Consider the following 20,424-nt stretch of genomic DNA (forward strand, 5'->3'; position numbering starts at 1 on the left):
TTTGAATGACAAGAGCAGGTCCCCATTGCAACAGTAATGGGGACCTCTGTCTTTCATCTGCTTTGCCGTTGTAACACTAAGATTATTTTATTTTGGCGGCAGATGGAGGATATCCCTTTATCTCTTTAAATACTTTGCTGAAATAATAGATATCTTGGATGCCGCAGCGCTCTGCGGCATCCTTAACGGTGAAATCACCGGAAGAAAGCATCATTTCTGATCTGAGTAATGTTCTGTTAAATATTCTATAAGCTTCTTTATTCGGGGATCAATAGAGGTTGATAAATTTCGGTGAAAGCTGGTTAATAGACGGTGGATGATCAATTCGAATAGTGCCCGTGCCTGAATATGGTAATAAGGCTGCTTGCTCATCCACACATGGTTAAATTCACGCAGATAGCTTAGGATCTCTTTCGTGATAACCTTTTTCGTCAACCCCTGAAAGGGCATTTGAATATGATTATGAGGATCTGCCCAGTAGAAGTTAAAAGGATAGGAATGCATAGGAGAATCTTTAAAGGTATGAGCTTCCCGCACACTGCCGCTGGGAACATAGACGAGATCTCCTGCTTCAGCGGTGAATTTCTTGCCGTCAATATAGTAATTAGCCTTTCCTTCGATAACAAAGGTGAGATCGTGAAAGCTGATTTTAGCCTTTTGTATGGTCCAATCAGGATAACATCTTCGATCAATAAACAAAAAGATATTAGGAACAAGATAGGGATGGTGTTCTAGGTCCAATATGGTTCGCCTCCTATACAGCATATATAGATTACATGCAAAGGGAGATCGTTATGAATCCATCATCTAGAGCTGAGAAGTGTTTGGGGGAAAAATGTATTACAGCTCACTGATGATGAAGCTGTAAAAGTAAAAGGATATTAGAGGACAGGGGGTTTTTATTTCTTTCATGATATGTTTAGATTTAAATGACTTCAATCACTTTCAATAAAGCTCTATAATCGATAAGGTGAAAAATCTATAATTAGACAGGCAACTATGGTGTAATTACGAAACATTGTTGACGGTACGAAGTGACATACCCATCATGGCGCTTTTCAGTTTATAATAAGGCGTGTACTAAGTATTTTACTATTCTCGGGACAGCGATTGTTCTGGTAGGCATAGAGGGGTTTTTAATGATGAAAGAAAACTTTTGGCGCGATTTACCACGACCTTTTTTTGTACTAGCACCCATGGAAGATGTGACGGATGTTGTTTTTCGCCATGTCGTAAGCGAAGCGGGCAGACCGGATGTGTATTTTACGGAGTTTGCCAATACGGAGAGTTATTGTCACCCAGAGGGAAACAAAAGTGTACGCGGGCGCTTGACTTTTACCCCAGATGAACAGCCCATTGTAGCACATATCTGGGGAGATAAGCCGGAATTTTTCCGTGAAATGAGCATCGGAATGGCGCAAGAAGGATTCAAAGGCATCGATATTAATATGGGTTGTCCAGTGGCGAATGTAGCTGAGAATGGGAAGGGCAGCGGCCTGATCTGCCGTCCTGAAATCGCAGCGGAAATCATCCAAGCCGCCAAAGCCGGGGGACTGCCTGTCAGTGTAAAAACAAGGCTTGGTTTTAGTGAAGTAGACGAATGGCGTGGCTGGTTAACCCATATTTTGAAACAAGACATTGTTAATCTGTCCATTCATCTGCGGACAAGAGAGGAAATGAGCAAAGTAAAAGCTCATTGGGAACTGATTCCGGAGATTAAGAAGCTTCGTGATGAGGTGGCGCCAGATACACTTCTGACCATTAACGGGGATATCCCTGACCGTCAGACCGGCCAGCAGCTTGCTGAGCAATACGGTGTCGACGGTATTATGATTGGACGCGGTATTTTTCAAAATCCATATGCTTTTGAGAAAGAGCCGAAGGAGCACAGCAGTGCGGAATTGCTTGATCTGCTGCGGCTCCATCTGGATCTGCATGATCAATACTCAGCAGAGGTGCCACGTTCGTTTAGTGCGCTTACCCGTTTCTTCAAAATCTATGTCCGTGGGTTTCGAGGGGCAAGTGAACTCAGAAACAGCTTGATGAACGCCAAATCAACAAGTGAAGCGCATGCAATTCTGAGTAAACTTGGAGGCGAGGAGAATGATGGGGCAGAATGTGTCCATCAACTCGATCTCAAATTTTGATTAGTTTTATAAGGCGAAGATGTAAACACCTATTTAGGATCAGTAATAAAACTAAGCCATCCTTTCAGTGAAGGATGGCTTTTTTAATGCAAACAAATTTTATTTTAAGTCTCGTTACACGGATTGACGGGAAGATTGTACCAGGATGAAGGTGGTTAAAAGGAAGCAAAGTCAAATGGATAAAGAACTTGAAAATTTCTGTCGTATTTCATTTAAAAACAGTTCGGCAGCAACGGAAAAAAACTGATGTTTTCTCCAAACAATATTTAAGCCAGACTCAAGTCTTGGCTTCAGCGGCCTAAAACAAAGTTTACTATCGTTAGACGTATTCACAATTTTATCAATGGTTATGGCATAGCCGATGCCCTCTTCGACCATGATAGCAGCATTATATAAAAGATTGTATGTAGTCACGATGTTTAGCTTTTCAAATTCTTCACCAAACCAATCCACAAATTCATTTTTAGACAATGTCTGTTGTATGGCTTGGCGTGAGCATATAAGCGGAACATTTAATAAATCTGCTGCTTGAATGGTATCCTTAACAGCAAGAGGACTGTCTTTCCTCATCACAACGCCCCAGACATCCTTGTCTGGGATATTTATGTGATTATATTTCGACAAATCTGCAGGATCAATTAAAATACCAAAGTCAAGGAAGCCTTTGTCAAGCCGCTCAGTCACATCGTCCTCGTTGCCGCTGAACAGGTGATACCGTATATTTGGATAATTTAACTGCAACTCCTTTACTACGTGTGCAATCTGCTTCATCGCGTAAGTTTCCCCGCCACCAATGTATACATCGCCACTTATTGTTTCTTCCATGGAACTGAATTCTCTCTCTAATTTATCGACCATATTAACAATTTCTTCTGCTCTCTTCCGCAGGAGCATTCCTTCATCCGTAAGAGAGATGCTGTGACTGCTGCGGTTAAATAGCTTTTTACCTAATTCTTGTTCAAGGTCTTTTAATTGTCTTGATAAGGTTGGTTGTGTAAGATGCAAAAAATCAGCAGCGCCTGTAATGCTGCCTTCTCTTGCAACTGTAAGAAAATATCTCAAAACTCTAAGTTCCATAAACACTGCTCCTTTCTTATGGGTATGATATCACGTTTCGATGCTTTTAAAGCATATCATGATATGAGATATAAGTATTTGTTATATGTTAAATGAATATCTAAAATAAGTTTCGAAAGATGAAACAACATTATCTATTAACGAAGGTAGGAGATTATGGAGAATCAAAATAAATTACTGATATTAATATTAACCATCGGTGTTTTTGGTATCTTAAATACCGAGATGGGCGTTATTGGGTTATTGCCTTCCATTGCTGATCACTTTCATGTCAGCGTAGCAAAAGCTGGATTGACGGTGAGTCTTTTTGCCATTGCGATTGCAGTATCTGGTCCTACGATGCCGTTATTGCTTTCAGGTATAAATCGCAAAAAGGTCATGTTACTTGTATTAGGTGTTTTTGTTCTGGGAAATATTGTATCCATATTTATATCTAACTTTACGATTCTGTTAGTTGTTCGTATAATTTTGGGTTTCTTTCATCCGATTTATTGTTCGATGGCGTTTACTGCAGCTGCTTCCTCCGTAAAAAAAGAAGAAGCGCCAAAAGCGGTTGCTAAAGTATTTATAGGAGTTTCTGCTGGTATGGTAGCCGGAGTACCGATTGCCAGTTTCATCGACAGTGCCGTTTCGTATGAAATGGCGATGGCATTTTTTGCAGTGGTTAACGGTATGGTATTCATTGCTACATTGATCTTCGTACCATCTATGCCCGTTAAAGAAAGGCTTTCATATAGTACGCAACTTTCCGTATTAAAAAAATCGATTGTTTGGCTTTCCATTGTGGCTGTCGTTTTATTGAACTCTTCTGTTTTTGGAGTTTATAGTTACATTACGGATTATCTGAAAACAGTAACGCATATGCCTTCGAATGTCATAAGTTTAACGTTGTTCATTTTTGGTGCAGCCAATATTATCGGGAATCTTGTCGCAGGCAAATTACTATCTAGTAGTTCCTTGAAGCCAGTAATATCTTTTCCTTTGCTCATGGGCGCTGTTTACATCATTGTTATCTTCGCGGGGCAGTTTACCGTACCAATGGCAATTGTTACTTTCATTTGGGGAATACTTGCCGGAGGAATAATGGCCAATATAAATCAATATTTGATTGCATCCGCAGCTCCTGAAGCGCCTGACTTTGCAAATGGAGTATTCATAGCTTCCTGTAATGTAGGAACAACACTGGGTTCTGCCGTTGGCGGGCTAATTATATCAGGGATGGGTACACAATACGTCGTACTAGTGGGAATGTTTTCATTATTATTGAGTTTGGTAATTATTCTTCTGAGGAACTCCAAATTTATCTCTGCGGGAAATGATCCGCGGCCGGTTCAGTCTGGATCATGATGGGGATGAGCCAATCGTCGACTTCCTGCGTTATCTGATCGCCGCGCTTTTTCCTAAAATGGAATTATACAATCTGAAAGGTGTACGGTTGCGTCCTCCCTTTTCTTGAAAACCGACGCGTCAAAAAAATAAAAGAAAATACTTTATTCCACTTTGCAACAAAGTGAAAATCTGATACGATATAAAATATAGCCTATAGATTTAGTAAGGATTAAAGGGAGGCACTTTTTCATGGACAATTTGATGCTTGATTCCATAGATGCAACAACACATCTGGATCAACTCGAGGCTGAAGCGATTTATATTATTCGGGAAGTAGCGGCGGAATGCGAAAATCCCGTCATGCTGTACTCGATCGGTAAGGATAGCTCCGTGATGCTGCATTTGGCGTTGAAAGCATTTTATCCGGAGAAGCCGCCGTTTCCATTCCTTCATATCGATACAACGTGGAAGTTCAAAGAAATGATTGAATTCCGCGACCGCAAAGCGAAAGAATTCGGAATCAAGATGCTTGTTCACTCCAATCAGGAAGGGATTGAGCAAGGGATCAACCCATTCGATCATGGTTCCGCCTATACGGATATTATGAAAACCCAAGCTTTGAAGCAAGGCCTGGACAAATACGGATTTACGGCTGCATTTGGCGGCGGAAGACGCGATGAGGAAAAATCGCGCGCGAAGGAACGGATTTTCTCCTTCCGCAATAAGAATCATGCCTGGGATCCGAAAAATCAGCGGCCGGAAATGTGGAAGCTTTTCAACACCAGAATCAATAAAGGTGAAAGCATCCGCGTATTCCCGATTTCCAACTGGACGGAAAAGGATATCTGGCAATACATTCGCAGAGAGAACATTGATATTGTTCCCCTCTACTTTGCGAAAGAAAGGCCTGTCGTCAACCGTGACGGTCAGATGATTATGGTGGATGACGAGCGGATGAAGCTGCAGCCAGGCGAGAAGATTGAAATGGCAAAGATGCGGTTCCGCACATTAGGCTGCTATCCGCTGACTGGCGGTGCCCCTTCAGAGGCGGACACGCTGGATGCGATCATCGAGGAAACGCTTGGTGCGGTATCCTCCGAACGGACAACAAGGGTAATCGACCAGGAAGAAGCGGGAAGCATGGAGAGACGCAAACGGGAGGGCTATTTCTAAGATGAAGAGTCTGCTTAAATTTATAACTTGTGGAAGCGTGGACGATGGCAAATCCACCTTGATTGGACATATGCTTTATGAGGCTAAGCTCTTGTTCGCCGACCAGGAGAGAGCGCTCGAGCTGGACAGCAGGCTGGGCAGCCGCGGCGGCAAAATCGACTACTCCTTGCTTCTTGACGGGCTGCTTGCGGAACGCGAACAGGGGATAACAATTGACGTGGCTTACCGTTATTTTACGACGGATCACCGTTCGTTCATTGTAGCGGACACGCCGGGGCATGAAGAATATACGCGCAACATGGCCGTAGGCGCATCCTTTGCCGATCTTGCCGTTATTCTGGTCGACGCAACCAAAGGAATTATCACTCAAACGAAGCGCCATACCCGGATTTGCGCTCTCATGGGGATTAAGCATCTGGTTCTGGCGGTAAACAAAATGGATTTGGTCGATTTTGATCCGAAGAAATTTGACGAAATTAAAGAAGAATTCTCTCGCATCACCACAGAATTTCTGTTCGAGAGCATTCAAGTGATCCCTGTTTCCGCAACGGAAGGGGATAACATTACGACGAAATCGCCGAATACGCCTTGGTACAAGGGTCTTCCTTTGCTGCCGTATTTGGAGAGTGTTGATGTTCATACAAGCGACGAAGCGAAGCCGTTCATGATGCCCATTCAGCGGGTATGCCGACCGGACCACACCTTCCGCGGATTCCAAGGCCAGATTGAAGCCGGCAGCATCGCGGTTGGCGATGAACTGATAACGCTGCCTAGCCGTGAGAAGGCGAAGGTTAAACGAATCTTAGTAACGGACCAGGACAGAAATTCGGCTCATGCGGGGCAACCCGTCACGATTCAATTAGACCGGGAAGTCGACGTTTCGCGGGGTTGCGTATTTACGAAGGACAATCAGCTCCAAGAGGCTGACAGCTTTAGCGCCACGATTCTTTGGATGGATGATTCCGTCCTGACGCCGGGCAAAGATGCTCTGGTGAAGGTAGGTACGAAGGTTCTTCCAGGTACAGTGACGGCAATTAACTATAAAATCGATATTAATACAGGCAATACGGTTACAGCTGATCATGTGGTTAAGAATGAATTGGCTAAATGCGAATTTTCACTAGCGGATGGTATTGTTTTTGACTCGTTTGAAAAAAATAAAAGCATCGGCGGATTTATTCTCATCGATCGCGTAACGAATATGACATCCGCTTGCGGCGTTATTGACGAGGCTCTTCAAAGCTCTAACAATGCCGTTCGGATCGATGCGGAAGTCACCAGAGATGTTCGTGCCCAGCAAAAAGGACAGCAGCCATTAACGCTTTGGCTTACGGGTTCCGGTCTGGACAATACGGCTCTTGCGAAGGAAGTCGAGAAACGTTTGGTAGCGAGAGGTTACCATACGATGCTGATCGATAACAGATCAGGAGAATCCGTGCGGCAAATCGCGGCTTATGCCACATTGCTAAACGATGCGGGACTTATTGCATTGGTGCCTGCCGGTTCTATGAACGACAATGACCAAGCCATTGCGCAAGACATAATTGGTAAAGCCTTTTTGCCAATCGAAGTTGCTGCTTCGATCGAGGAAGCAGCTAAAGATGTCGTGAAGCGTGTCGTGAAGGCTCTCATTCAAGATAGTTATTCCATATAAAATTAAAAGCGCCGAAAAGTCCAAAGGACTTTATCGACACTCGAAAGAGCACTGTGTTAACGCAGTGCTCTTTTATATTCTATGATAAACATATAATTTGTGAGGTTACGTCGTCCTTAATCGTCATGCTAATATTAAACTATTACCATGCGACCGAAGGGACGATAATGAACCATGAGAGATATCAAAGTGACGGCGGTACCCGCCGAGTATCTAAGGTCTGTTAATCAAGAGCTTCAAGGTACAATCGAAGAGGTTTCCTATGAGGTAAGCAACTATATTAATATATCGCGGCAGCTTGTCACCGATCGGAACATCGCGATCAGCGAAGCGGGAAGAGAAGTCGTTTCAGGCGATACCATCTGGAAACAATGCAATGTCTACCTGCCTGCGGGTTATGACCCAAACGATACCGCCGTCAAATACAATGTATTGTATTTGCTTCATGGAGTCGGCGGGAATCAATTCGAGTGGTTAAGCAGCAACGGTAAGGTTGACGAGCGATTTATCATTTGCAATTTATTCGATAATCTCATTGCAAAGGGGGACATCGAACCGCTGATCGTCGTATTCCCCAACGGAAGAAGCGCCCATGACTGGATGGATTCTTCCTTTACGACCGAGGGAACCAATATGCTGGGATTCTATTACTTCGATTATGAGCTGAGATACGATTTGATTCCGTTTATCGAATCCAATTACAAAACTTACGCGGACATAACAGACACATCTCCTGAGGGAATCCTATATAATCGCGCGCATCGAGCGATCGCCGGGCTTTCGATGGGAGGAATGCAAGCTCTGAACCTGATTGTCGGCGGTTACAGATACGACTCGACGCGATTTACGGGAACCGAGAGTTCCTGGAACAACGGGCTGGACCAAACGGTGCTCACGTCCGGTATGATCGATTTGTTCGCTTATGTCGGTGCTTTTTCGAATGCCCCCACATCGAGCGGCGGCAATGTTCTTGGAGCAAGCCTCGCGTCATCCGATCATAAGCTTCAGCTGCTGTATATGACTTGCGGTGATGCCGATGGCGTAGCCATTACCAGCTATGCCAAATCGATCGAGGGACTAATAGACCAAGCGGGGAATCATCTTGGACCTTATTATCAAGTTCTGATGAAGGATGGTTTTCACGATTTCAAGGTTTGGAATAACGGTGCCTACAATTTTAGCCGCTTGATATTTAGAAATAGCGATGAGTATGCTGAATCGGGTGTTGTTCAGGAGACGCTTTAATAAGGGTAGCAGTAAAAGGGACGCCTCTGGTCAAAAACCAGAAGCGTCCCATCTGTTTATTTTTCTGCCGTATGCCGGATTGTTCTTAGAACGCCATAAATGCCGTTTATCTTCCCATTCGGAACAAACTTAACGGTTACGAATGTTTTGCCAGCTGTTATAGTATCGGGAAGCTCAAACAGCGTTTCATAGAAATTTCTCTTCCAAACGTCGGGAAAGCTCTCGGTTGCCAGCAGCTTATCGTCGACGTAAATATCAAAGCTTCTGTTCGTATGCATGCGGTTAAAGGTAACCGCTAACGAGGCTCCCGATTGGATCTTCATCCGATAGCTGAACCATCCTCCGGCTTCCGCCATCCTTCCGTTTAATCCTTCCCACGTACCGCCATGCGTGCGCTCGCCTTCGATCTGATGCTCCAATTCATATTGATCGTTGCCAACTTGAACGGAATCTATCGTAGCTTCTTTTAACTTCCGTTCGCGGTCCACAGCTTCCATATGCTGCCGCAGTTCCTTGGATTCATCATCCAGGAGGGTCCAATAAATGCCGTATCTTTCCTGGTGCTGCAGATAGTGGGGAGTAAAGATCAACCGCTCATCCATATCGGTGTTTATAAGCGAAAAGGCCAGTTCATTCCCAAGACGCACGACATGCTTGTCGAAGCGGCTGAGCCATTCCTTCACGTTCATTCCTTGGGGTACGATATAATCCTTCACAGCGATCCTTCTTGTCGCGATGTTAACGATAACGCCTGTTCTTGATTCGACCATATCTTCTTTGCCAAGCGCTGCGCTTAGAACGATAGGACCGTACTGCAGGGCAATGACATGAGGCGCATCGGGAAGAGAGGAGAAAGTAACTTTCATTGGAATGCGAACATCAATGGTATCTCCGTCTTTCCAGATCCGGTCAAGAACAACATACTGCTGCTGAACGGAAGCGATAACGGCTTCCCCATTAAGGACGATGTCGACTTCTCCGGCAGCCCAATGAGGGACACGAATATGAATAGCAAGCCGTTTGGGGCTGCTTGTGCTTACCGTGAAATGCACAAGGTCGCTATGCGGCAGCGAAGTTGTCTGCGTAACAACGGTTTGCTGCTCGCTCCAATCCAGTCTGCTGCTGTAGAATTGATTGACGTAAAGGTTATGGTCCAAATGGAAATAGATGCTGTCATTCAGCTTGGTAAAGCTCTCCATGCCCGTACCCGTACAACACCAGAAGTGTTCAAAGGGCGAGCTGTAAATTTTGAAGTAACCGGTGGCCATCGGCTGGAAATACATCGTCATGCCGGTCTCCGGATTTTGCGAAGAAAGGATGGCGTTTATATATGTTTTCTCGTAAAAATCGGCGTATTTGCTGTCTTGCGTGAGCTTGAACAGCTCTTTCGTCAGCTTCAGCATATTATAGCTGTTACAGGTCTCGCAGGTTACGTCCGAGCGTTTGCTGTCCAGAATATCCGGCTCTCCGAAATGCTCGCATTCGCTGTTGCCGCCAGTGATATAGCTGTGATGGTAGACGACGGTATCCCAGAAGTTAACCGCCGCTTCCAGGTAGCCGCGTTCGCTTTCGCCAAGCGTTAAATAACGGTTCAAGGCACCGATAAACTTCGGAATCATCGTATTGGCATGCTTGCCTTTGAGCACATCCCTTCCTTCCCGAAGCGCTTCAAACAAGCTGATCTCATCAAACTTGTGGGCAGCCTCCAGATGCAGGCTGTTGCCGGTGAGCTTGTACAAATCATACATGCAGTCGTTCATGCCGCCGTATTCTACGGCAAGAACGGTAGCCTGAAGCTCCTCCGACCAGGAACAGGCACGGTCTGCAACCCAATCGCCTAACCGGCTCACGACCTCGCAAGCCTGCTGCAGCTTGGTCGCGTGATAGATGGCAATAAGCCCGGCAATGATTTTATGCATGGTATACCAAGGAACCCATGCCGGCTTTCCGTTCTCCACATTGTCAAACAACGTCTCGGGAAAAGCGGATAAATAACCGCTCTCCTGCTGGGCTTCCGCAAGCTCTGCAACCAGGTATTTCAGTTTCTCCAGCAGCCCGGAATCCTGCGTTTGAGCATAGGCTTGGGATACGGCCGTTAAGTAATGCCCTAACGTATGCCCGCGGATTTCGGTATTCTCCCAGCCGGGATATTTGTCTGCTTTCGGTTGCAGGCCGTTTGTCTCCCGGAATCCGGCAAGCAGCCGGTCCAGGTCATAGCTGCGCAAATAATCCAATTCCTTCTGAAAGGCGTTTGTTTGGTATTCATTGAACAACTTCACCCGGTTCAGTCCAAAATGATTCAAAGCCGGAATGCCTGTTAATGCTTTCATGAACATCATCCTCTCCCGTATATGATAAAAGCTTATTACTAGCTGGCGGTTCCGGTAAATGGCGTAAGGTTTGATTATGTGTCAAAAAGGAAGTTAATTTGGAGGGAACTATCCGATTTGCTTGATTTATTCTACAATGAGGTGTAAAAAGGGCAGAAAGGGCGATGGCTTATGACCAGCTTCAGCTTCCGTGTAGACCGGCCGGTAACCCTGGTAATGACCGGGAAATTCGTGGCGCCAAATCCGGAGTGGATGCACATGCACCGCTTGCTGCATGAGTTTGAGCTGTTTATCCAGACCAGGGGTACGTTATATATAGCCAAGGACAACGAGCGCCATGTCCTGAACGAGGGCGACTTCCTGCTTATGCCCCCGGGAGCCGAGCAGGCCGGCTACCGGGAGTCTGACTGCAGCTTTTATTGGCTTCATTTTGCGGTTCAGGACGGTTACCAGCTCGAAGAGAATGATCCGGGGTATGAGCAGGGGAAGGTATGGATTCCGGAAAAAGGAACGCTCCGAAGTCCGGATAAGTTGATTGTATTGCTCAAGCAGCTGCAGGATTCCGTCCGCAGCTACCGGGAGCAGACACTCAACAATTATTTGACCACGGGAATATTATGCGAGTTGTACAATCAACTGTATTTCATTCAGAACCAATCGGGCAAAAAGCTGAAGCAGCAGCAGCTTTTTAACGACATTGTGGATTATATCAAGTGGAATCGGCATGAGAATCTGAAGGTCAGCCAATTGGCTGAGCACTTTGGTTATAATGCCAAGTATTTGTCCTTCCTTTTCTCTGAGATCGCTGGAATTCCGCTGAAACAATTTATGCTTCAGGAGAAGATGGATGCCGCTAAATCGCTGCTGGCTGATACCAATCAAAGTATTAAAGAGATTTCCGAGCGGCTTGGTTACCCGGACAGCCATCCGTTCATGCACAGCTTCAAGAGGATCACGGGATTGACTCCAACCGACTACCGGAATGCCTATGCCAACCGGCTTCTATTTTATAAATAAACCAAAACGGCTAGTCTTTAGGCTTGGAACGGATATCATAAACGAACCCATAATGTCCCGAAAATACGGGTTTGCCGAACGCGGTTTCCCATTGCTTCCGATGCTGGGGTGATGAATCGATTGGAATGATGAGGTAGTCCGGTTGATCGGCATTTACAATCTCGGGAAGTTTGTCCGAGAAGCCGTACATGGAACGTTCGAAAGCCGTCCAGCCGAATATGCTTTTGGAAGCCTCGGTAATAAACGGGTCTTCGCGCCCATCGCATAATACGTCAGCACCACGATACATGGCATATCCGGATGTTCCGTATGTGGAGAGAACCTTTGGTCGCGTTCCGTTACTCTGGCGATCAAGAATATAATTCATTTCGTCTACGGGATAATTTTTATCGTCCACCTGAGGCGGATGCGCAAATACGATAATGCTGTTAAGGACAAGTCCGGCTGCAAGCCCGTATGCAACGTTTTTCGGCTTAGGCGTAATACGCAGCTTGGCAAGGTAACGAAGTCCAGGTGCATAAGAGATGGACGTTGCAGCAAAGTATGGGACGAATAGCCACAGAAATAAGTTTTGTTTGTAGTTGGTGACGCCAAGATAGACAATACCAGCCATCATCATAAACCTGAATATCTTGTTATGTAGGGAGAATGGAAGGATATAAGCAAAAAATAGGAGCATCAGCACAATCGGGATGTTCTCCCAATCCAAAAAATCTATAGGCTTCCATTCATTAATGAGATGGTTGTAATGATGCCGGGTGACGACGAACAAATAGGTTATGCTGCGAATCCCTCCAGGGTTCACCAGTGCGGCAAGTGCTGCTGCGCCATAAACAATGACGTGGCGAACACGCAGAGATCTCTCCCATAAGTCTGCTAAGATCTGCATGCCGGAAAAAACGGCAATAACCGGCCATACGCCTGCATGTATATTGGCGATAGAACAGGAGCAAAGAACCATCAAGACGCCGTAACGCAGGCTTCCGGTCATCTTGAAGGATCTCATCCAGACGAAATACCAGACGATTAAGAAGGCGGACATCATTTGCGGTCGGCTTGTAAAGTAAACGTAGTAAATCCAAAATCCTGCCGGAAATAATATAAGCGTACATATAAACGGCATATCCTCAAAGCCTGTCTCTAGTCTGGATATTTTAATTAGCCGGTAGAGCCCAAGCATAAGAACACCAAAACTGACGGCCGTAAGCAGGTAGATACCCGGCCAGCCAAATAACAGGTAAAGAGCTGCTTCGATTAATTCAAAGCCGTATTCATGCGGGATATACGGAAGACTATCCCCGTAAAACGTATGAATGGCATGATGAAGAATGGTTTTGTGTTCGATCATATACCTGCCGTTTTCAATATGCCAGAACGTATCCGAATCATTATAGCTGCTCGTTGGAAACAGGAGTAATGCAAGCAGGAACGTTAAAAACGGAATGGACCAATTTAGGAGGTTTGTTCGGCGCATCATTTTTTTGCATCCACCTCTGGATCGTCGTAGTAGGAGAGAGGAATCAGCTCAGACCGTTCTCCCTTCTTATGCTTATTATGGTCACTATACCAGCAATTTCTTAATAAATTATTAATTCAATGATTAAAGCAGAGAAGCCGTCTCATTGTCATATCATGACCATAAGACGGCTTCTCTTTTTTTCTATTTTTTATTGATTACCGGCAGGAGGCTTATCCGATAATGCGGAATGACTTCAATTCGGTGGAAGACCGCGATCTCTACGCCTTCAAACCTCTCGACCTGAGCTTGGTTAATAAAGGTATGGACCGTTCCTTTGCGCAAAGGAGTAATGGTTAGATGAAGCGTAGCGTGCCCGAGTTGATTATAAAAGTCTTTTAGGCCGATGCTCCATGTTTTTCCGAAATGGATATGGTCGGTAAGCAGCTTGTCATTTAAGAATGCCTGGGCGACATCCCCGTCATAATCAATCTCGAGCCATACGTCTTCAACATGGGAGGGCCAGTCACTGTCATGGAATTGCAGAATTGCTGTTTGATCGGAAGGCTTTGCGATGTCAAGCTCTGGCGTATAGACTGGAACATCCAGCGAATACGTGTGGAACAAGCCCTCTCTTTTTAGCTGTACGGCCATTCCGTTATTCGTGTAAAGTTCATTCGCTGGCGGCGGGAATAGGGAGACCTTAAATTCCGGATTTCCTGGCGATGTGAATATGAGCTGATCAAGATGAGAAACAACAGGACAACTGCAGATTGCAACTCTAGATTGTCCCCATAGTTCGAAACGGTAGGTCTGCAGCGCTTCCTGACGGGACAGCGTCATAAATCGAATCGGCTTATTGTCTGTCGTCCGGAACAAAATGCCGCTGTTCTTGCCAACGATCGGCCGGATCACGTAGTTGTCGCCTGCATCTCTAATTTGACTCTCGTTAACGTCAATATGAGACAAAGAAGATTTCGCTATCACATACTCAGCAGCTAAGCCGTCATGCGCATAGAAGAAAACAATTCGCTCGCCATTGTCTTGCACTTCCGTCAGCAATTGCGTAGTTGCGCTAATTAAGGAAACGCCATGAAGGTTTAAATTAAACGGCAACACAATGCCGCTGTTAGACGGTAACAGCGCTTCTCCTTCCAAGGGGAAGGAGACCGTGCCGCGGGTTGTTTCCAGCTCAATGCGGAATGGACGCTGCGGCAGATCGACTTGGTCTTGGAAGTTGTTAAGGAACACGAAGCCGGAGCCGTCCTTTTGTCTGACGCACCACCGGAGTGTTGAAGTATCGGTTACCTCTAGATCCGATTGGCCTTCCGGCAGAACAGTTGTCATAGGCGCCAGAACGGAACCAAATGATTCCAGGAACAGGGACAAGGAGCGAATACGGTCATAAGACTCTCCCACGCGGCCGAATTCTCCCAGAGGCGACTGATAGTCATACGTAATCTTCGGCAGATATTGTTCATTCAGATAGCCGTTTTTTCCAACCGGGTTAGATCCGCCGTGATACATATAGTAGCCGACCAGGTTGCTGCCGCTTGCAAGCTTCACAAGCGTCATCGCTTCAATGCTGGCAGCAGGCACGGAGGGACGGGCATTATAGCTTACCTGCATACCGCCGGCCATTTCGCAATAAGCGACCGGATATTCGTTCGTGTCAAAGTTTACAGGTTCAGCCGGTACTACCCGCAAATCGCGGAACATAAATTCCCGGCTTGGCGGTTGATTGGGAATCCAGGACGTATAGGCATAGCCTGCCAGCATCGGAAGGAAGCCTTCTTCCGGAACAGCCGCTCCGCCCCAGGCCGTCGCGGTGAAGAACATTGGCTTAATTCCCGCAGCCTCGGCGATTCGGCGGAGTTCTGCCAGATGCTCGTTGCCGCCCGTTCCCGAAGACAGGAATTTACCGGTTTTATAACCCCATGCTTCGTTTGGGGCGCCGCAATGCATAAATTCGTTCTCTAGCTGAACGGCGATGACAGGACCGCCTTCTTGATATAGGCTGCCTTTCATTTGCACCGCAATCTCCCGGTACAGTTTTCTGGCCAGCTTTAAGTATCCCGGGTCGTTTGAGCGGATCTCGATAGGCTTTGCGATGACCCAGTCCGGAATGCCGCCGTTACGGATTTCGCCGTGGCAGAACGGACCTATCCGCAAAATAAGCGGAAACTCCAGCTTCGCGCACAGGTCGATAAAGTGCCGCAAGTTTCGGCTGCCGCTCCAGTCGAACACGCCTTCTTCTTCCTCGTGAAAATTCCAGAAGACGTAGCTTGCCACCACATGAATGCCACCGGCTTTCATTTTGAGCAACTCTTCCTCCCATTGCAGGTAGGAGAAGCGAGTGAAATGAAACTCTCCAACTACGGGGATAAACGGCTTGTTGTTCTTAGTCATAAAATAATTGGTGAAACCAAAGGATTCTCCTTTTGGATTATACCCGCCGCTCGACCCCAGTTTTCCCGGGCGAACTTCCACTTGATTGCAATTCAATAGATTAAGTCTGGAAACCTCAGTCATTGCCCGTACAGCCTCCTTATGATATGTTCTATTCGATGCACGATAATTTGCTCTGCTGATCGTTTTTTAATAGAAGCAATTGTTTTTAATTGTAGGATAATCGTAAGAATGTGAGGTAGTACCGATTTGGCTAAAAAACAAACCGATTATGCTATTCATATCGACCGGCCATACGGGATCCTGATTGCTGGCCATTATAACGAGTCTGCTGAATATGCCGTTCATCGCCCTTCCGGCAGCAGAGACTGGTTATTAATGTATACCGTTTCCGGCGAAGGTCATGTCCAAAAAAACTCTCAAAACGCGGTTAACTGTCAACCTGGAGACGTTACGATTCTCATGCCCGGTGTCCCTCATCATTACGGAACAAAGGGGACAGCCTGGGAATTTATTTGGGTGCACTTTGTTCCCGATCCGGAGTGGAGCACTTGGCTTAGGCTTCCCGGATCGGAAGAACGCTTTTTTTACAGACACATTGGGGTTGATGAGCAGAGAAACAGTATTCTAGAAGCATTATTACGGATGGTGAGACATGAATCCCCTGCAGGGAGCTCGGAACTACATCGCCGGCTAGCGGAGATTGCGTTAGAAGAGGCATTGATATATATTCAGCAGACTTGCATGAAAGAGAGTTCAGTCTCCATGGATCCAAGAATCGCTCAAATTTTGCATGAGCTTCAGCTGTTCCCCGCACAAAAGATATGCGTTCCCGAGCTGGCAAGAAAGAGCTGTCTGTCTACTTCAAGACTGTCGCACCTGTTTAAAGAACAGGTAGGAGATACGATATTGAATATATTAAGCAAGATTCGACTGGAGAAGGCGGCGCAACTGCTGACAGGGACGAATAGGCAGATCAACGAGATTGCGTCGGATGTCGGATTTGACTGTACCATTTATTTTACGCGCAAATTTAAGGAGTCCTTCGGCGAGACACCGTCTGTGTATCGAAAACGTGAGCAGGCTGCAATTGCTAGAGTACTGGCAGGAGAATCTATTTGAAGGAAAAATACGGCTTGGATAAAAGCGTGAAGGCAGCCGCCTCGTAGGTGACTGCCTTCACGCTTTTTAAGCATTTGGTTTCTGTACGCTTTCCCGTTCGATAAGCTGAGTAGCCAGCGTAATATGATGGTTCGTTTCTTTGCCTTCCAGCATATCGATCAAGAGCTGCGCGGCATGATAGCCAAGCTCGTATTTATGCTGGTGGACGGTAGTAAGCGCCGGCCTGCAATATTCGGTAAGGTTGATGTTGTCAAAGCCAATAATAGAGATGTCCTCGGGAACTTTTTTCTCCATGTCCCTGACTCCCTGCATGGCCCCAATTGCCATTAAGTCGCTTGCGCAAAATATAGCGGTTACTTGCGGCTTGGCGGCAATAACGCGTTTGGCAGCCTCGCGTCCGCCTTGCTCGGAGAATTGTCCGTTGAACACGAGCGAGCCGTCAAAGGATAGGCCATGCTGCTCAAGAGCTTGACGGTACCCCTCTTGCCTGAGCAAACTGACGTCGGCTTGCGCATGGCCATTGATGAAAGCAATATGACGATGGCCCAGCTCCAGAAGGTGATTGACGGCTTCAAACGCGCCGTTTGTGTTGTCGGAAGTCACATACCCGACATTTGGCCCCTCCAGCTTAATATCAATGAGAACGCAAGGAATATCGGAAGACACAACCTCTTTGAGATAGGGATCATCCAAACGGATTCCCATAATGATGACTCCGTCCACGCCTCGCTCCTGGCATAAGGTTTTGTATGATTTCATAATTTGCTTCTGGGGAGTTGTGCTGAATAGGACAAGATCGTAATCGAGCTCGCCGGAACGATCATTTATTCCGCATAATACCTCGTAGGCAATATTATCCTTGGAGCTGTCTCTTGTCACGTTGGATAACAGCAGTCCAAGCGTCTTTGTCTTTTTGGAGATGAGGGACCGTGCCGCCATGTTCGGGCTGTACCCCAACCGTTCCGCTATCGTTTTTATTTTAAGTCTGGTGCCTTCATTGACATCGTCATAGCCGTTTAATGCACGGGATACCGTCGTTACAGAGACCCCCGCGGATTTTGCTATATCTTTAATCGTAACCATATCCTGCCTCCACAAGAAATTGAGATAAAGAACAACCATTTATTTATAAAATTCATGCTTGTAAATGCTTACAACTTGATCTATAATTCGATTATAAAGTATCCGAAACGTTTTGGAAAGAGAGGGATTAGAGAAACGCACTTTTGAAGACTGCAGCTTCAATTTTTTTTGTTCTATTTCCGAAACGTTTCGGATAAATATGTTTTTGCTGCTACAACGATAGAAATGAGGGAGAAACTTGGATTACCTAGTCATCAAAGAAAATGATTTGTTTCTCATGACGGACAGGAACGGGGATATTCGCGAGGGCGATGCTTCAGGGAAAGGCCTCTACACGAACGATACCCGTTTTCTGAGCAAGATGGAGATTCGAATCAACGGTCAAAGTCCGGTGCTATTGTCCTCAGCCGCCGAGGAGAACTATATTTCCACGATCCGCCTCACTAATCCTCATATGGAGAATAACGGAGAGCTTATTTTGTGGCGGGAGTCCGTTGAGATTGAACGAAAGCGCTTTATTTTCGAAGGCGCGTTGTACGAAACTTATAAGCTTACCAGTTATTATCCGAAAGCAGTTGCATTCGACTTCTCGGTGCTGCTGGATGCGGATTATGCCGACATGTTTGTAGTCCGCGGTTTCCAGCACGGCGAGCTCGGCAATAAAACTCCCGATCGGTACGCCCATAGGGAAAGAGTGATCGGCTATCTTGGAGCGGATGGCATTCGCCGCGAGACCAGGATCGCATGGAATAAGGATGAGAGCCGGAGAAGCGAGAGCGGAGAGCTGCATTTCGATGTAAAGCTGAATCATCAAGAAGAATTTGAAATCGCTTTCTTTATTGCGCCGATCATTGACGGGCAAGAGCCGGCTTACCATGAACCAAACGAGGCTATGAATAAGCTCAAATCCTCATATGCCGAGTGGAACGGTACGTCAACCTCCATACGGAGTGATCTGCCCCTATTCGACAAGCTGTACGATCGCGGAGTTCAAGACTTGCGCGTACTGCTGACCGATCTTGGCCATGGGCCGTTTCCCGTTGCCGGACTGCCATGGTTCTCCGTACCTTTTGGACGAGACAGCTTAATTGCCGCTCTGCAAATGTTGTCCTTGAATCCGAATATCGCCCGCGGGACCTTGCTTACGATGGCATCGCATCAGGGGACGAAGGAGGATGAATGGCGGGACGAACAGCCTGGCAAGGTTATGCATGAAATCAGGTTTGGCGAATTGGCAAAGACGAATCAAGTTCCGTTTACGCCTTATTACGGAACGATAGACGCGACGCCATTATTCTTGCTGCTAGCGGCCGAATACTATCATTGGACCGGTGATTCCGAATTCATCATTGCCTTGATGCCTCATCTTCAGGCAGCGCTTGAGTGGGTAAGAGAGTATGGCGACAGCGATCAGGATTCCTTCGTGGAATATTACCAGAAGTCATCCAAAGGCATCGCGAACCAAGGATGGAAGGATTCCGCAGATTCCGTCGTTCACCGCAATGGCGATTATGCGGAGGCCCCAATCGCGCTTGTTGAAGTTCAAGGCTACGTATACCAGGCGCTTACAAGACTTGCGCCAATCTTTAGAAGCTTGGGACTGACGGAACAGGCGAACAGGATGGAGCTGGACGCGCAAGAGCTTCGGGCGCGGTTCGAGAACGATTTTTGGATGGAAGACGAGCGGTTTTACGCCATTGCCTTGGATAAGAACAAACAACGCGTCGAGTCCGTCACTTCGAACGCCGGTCATATCCTCATGTCCGGAATTGCTTCGCCGGAGCGGGCGAAGGATGTCGCAGAGCGTCTAATCGCTCCGGACATGTTCGGGGGCTACGGTATTCGGACGATGAGCACGTCTTCATCCGGCTACAATCCGATGAGCTACCATGACGGAAGCGTTTGGCCGCATGACAATTCCTTGTGCTTGCTGGGTCTTAGCAAGTCCGGCTTTACTAACGAGGCCATAACGGTTATGCAAGGCTTATTGCACGCTGCCGAAAAATTCGAATATTACAGACTGCCCGAGCTGTTCTGCGGGTATGACGATACGCTCGGCTATCCTGTTCCGTATCCCGTTGCTTGCTCACCGCAGGCTTGGGCTGCCGGTACGCCGCTTACTTTCGTGCAGGCGCTGCTTGGTCTGGAGCCGGATGCGCTTGCCCGCCGGATTACGATCAGACCGTTGCTGCTGGAGGGCATGAATGAGCTTCAAGTGAATCAGCTTCATATCGGAGACGGCACGCTCAGCATCCGCATTACCCGCGGGCCGGATAAGCCTGAGGTAGAAATTCTTTCAAACTTGACGGGATATGACCTGCAGCTGGTATAAGGTTTCACGCAATTGTTTATATATAAAAATTCATTAGGGAGGTTGTTTGT

General features: G+C 46.6%; 15 protein-coding genes. 8 read left to right on the forward strand and 7 right to left on the reverse strand.

Going from position 1 to position 20,424, the window contains the following annotated elements; translation table 11 throughout:
- Positions 1–82 precede the first annotated feature (82 nt).
- Together WFK81_RS27765 and WFK81_RS27770 are read right to left on the reverse strand one after the other, a co-directional pair.
- The gene (locus WFK81_RS27765) at positions 83–214 is read right to left on the reverse strand and encodes an AraC family transcriptional regulator (RefSeq protein WP_336790331.1); all 132 of its coding nucleotides are present in this window, start codon (positions 212–214) and stop codon (positions 83–85) included.
- On the reverse strand, positions 211–741 hold the full coding sequence (locus WFK81_RS27770) for a cupin domain-containing protein (protein ID WP_336790333.1): 531 nt from the start codon (positions 739–741) through the stop codon (positions 211–213). Before WFK81_RS27770 ends, WFK81_RS27765 begins: the two co-directional genes overlap by 4 nt.
- A gap of 401 nt (positions 742–1,142) precedes the next feature.
- Between WFK81_RS27770 and WFK81_RS27775 the strand changes: the two genes are divergently transcribed.
- Positions 1,143–2,147: a tRNA dihydrouridine synthase gene (locus tag WFK81_RS27775; protein WP_336790475.1), complete on the forward strand. Its 1,005-nt coding sequence runs from the start codon at positions 1,143–1,145 to the stop codon at positions 2,145–2,147.
- A gap of 171 nt (positions 2,148–2,318) precedes the next feature.
- Here WFK81_RS27775 and WFK81_RS27780 read toward each other — a convergent pair whose 3' ends face one another.
- A complete protein-coding gene (locus WFK81_RS27780; RefSeq protein ID WP_336790335.1) occupies positions 2,319–3,224 on the reverse strand; it encodes a LysR family transcriptional regulator in 906 nt (301 codons plus the stop codon).
- Between the two features lie 156 nt (positions 3,225–3,380).
- Here WFK81_RS27780 and WFK81_RS27785 point away from each other — a divergent pair, with 156 nt between their 5' ends.
- The 4 genes from WFK81_RS27785 (at position 3,381) to WFK81_RS27800 (ending at position 8,625) form a co-directional block, all read left to right on the forward strand.
- On the forward strand, positions 3,381–4,571 hold the full coding sequence (locus tag WFK81_RS27785) for an MFS transporter (protein WP_336790337.1): 1,191 nt from the start codon (positions 3,381–3,383) through the stop codon (positions 4,569–4,571).
- A gap of 231 nt (positions 4,572–4,802) precedes the next feature.
- Positions 4,803–5,726: a sulfate adenylyltransferase subunit CysD gene (cysD, locus tag WFK81_RS27790; protein WP_336790339.1), complete on the forward strand. Its 924-nt coding sequence runs from the start codon at positions 4,803–4,805 to the stop codon at positions 5,724–5,726.
- 1 nt (position 5,727) lies between these two features.
- The gene (locus WFK81_RS27795; RefSeq protein WP_336790341.1) at positions 5,728–7,380 is read left to right on the forward strand and encodes a GTP-binding protein; all 1,653 of its coding nucleotides are present in this window, start codon (positions 5,728–5,730) and stop codon (positions 7,378–7,380) included.
- Between the two features lie 174 nt (positions 7,381–7,554).
- A complete protein-coding gene (locus WFK81_RS27800; protein WP_336790343.1) occupies positions 7,555–8,625 on the forward strand; it encodes an alpha/beta hydrolase in 1,071 nt (356 codons plus the stop codon).
- 56 nt (positions 8,626–8,681) lie between these two features.
- Here WFK81_RS27800 and WFK81_RS27805 read toward each other — a convergent pair whose 3' ends face one another.
- Positions 8,682–10,955, reverse strand: coding sequence for a glycoside hydrolase family 127 protein (locus tag WFK81_RS27805; protein ID WP_336790344.1), 2,274 nt, complete (start codon positions 10,953–10,955; stop codon positions 8,682–8,684).
- Positions 10,956–11,126: 171 nt separating this feature from the next.
- Between WFK81_RS27805 and WFK81_RS27810 the strand changes: the two genes are divergently transcribed.
- Complete coding sequence (locus WFK81_RS27810) at positions 11,127–11,972, forward strand: AraC family transcriptional regulator (RefSeq protein ID WP_336790346.1); 846 nt, start codon at positions 11,127–11,129, stop codon at positions 11,970–11,972.
- Between the two features lie 10 nt (positions 11,973–11,982).
- On the opposite strand, the gene WFK81_RS27815 is transcribed toward WFK81_RS27810, so the two are convergent.
- Both WFK81_RS27815 and WFK81_RS27820 read right to left on the reverse strand, forming a co-directional pair.
- Positions 11,983–13,449: a hypothetical protein gene (locus WFK81_RS27815; protein ID WP_336790348.1), complete on the reverse strand. Its 1,467-nt coding sequence runs from the start codon at positions 13,447–13,449 to the stop codon at positions 11,983–11,985.
- Positions 13,450–13,632: 183 nt separating this feature from the next.
- Positions 13,633–15,960 carry a beta-galactosidase gene (locus tag WFK81_RS27820; protein WP_336790350.1) on the reverse strand — a complete coding sequence of 776 codons (2,328 nt, stop codon included), beginning with the start codon at positions 15,958–15,960 and terminating at the stop codon, positions 13,633–13,635.
- Between the two features lie 126 nt (positions 15,961–16,086).
- Between WFK81_RS27820 and WFK81_RS27825 the strand changes: the two genes are divergently transcribed.
- Entirely contained in the window at positions 16,087–16,959 is an 873-nt protein-coding gene (locus WFK81_RS27825) for a helix-turn-helix domain-containing protein (RefSeq protein WP_336790352.1), read from the forward strand.
- 66 nt (positions 16,960–17,025) lie between these two features.
- On the opposite strand, the gene WFK81_RS27830 is transcribed toward WFK81_RS27825, so the two are convergent.
- Positions 17,026–18,042, reverse strand: coding sequence for a LacI family DNA-binding transcriptional regulator (locus WFK81_RS27830; RefSeq protein ID WP_336790354.1), 1,017 nt, complete (start codon positions 18,040–18,042; stop codon positions 17,026–17,028).
- A gap of 238 nt (positions 18,043–18,280) precedes the next feature.
- Between WFK81_RS27830 and WFK81_RS27835 the strand changes: the two genes are divergently transcribed.
- Positions 18,281–20,374 (forward strand): amylo-alpha-1,6-glucosidase, encoded by a 2,094-nt coding sequence (locus tag WFK81_RS27835; protein WP_336790356.1) that lies wholly within the window; start codon positions 18,281–18,283, stop codon positions 20,372–20,374.
- Positions 20,375–20,424: the final 50 nt, after the last annotated feature.

The sequence above is a fragment of the Paenibacillus sp. MMO-177 genome (assembly GCF_037147795.1).
In the GTDB taxonomy this organism is placed as follows: domain Bacteria; phylum Bacillota; class Bacilli; order Paenibacillales; family Paenibacillaceae; genus Pristimantibacillus.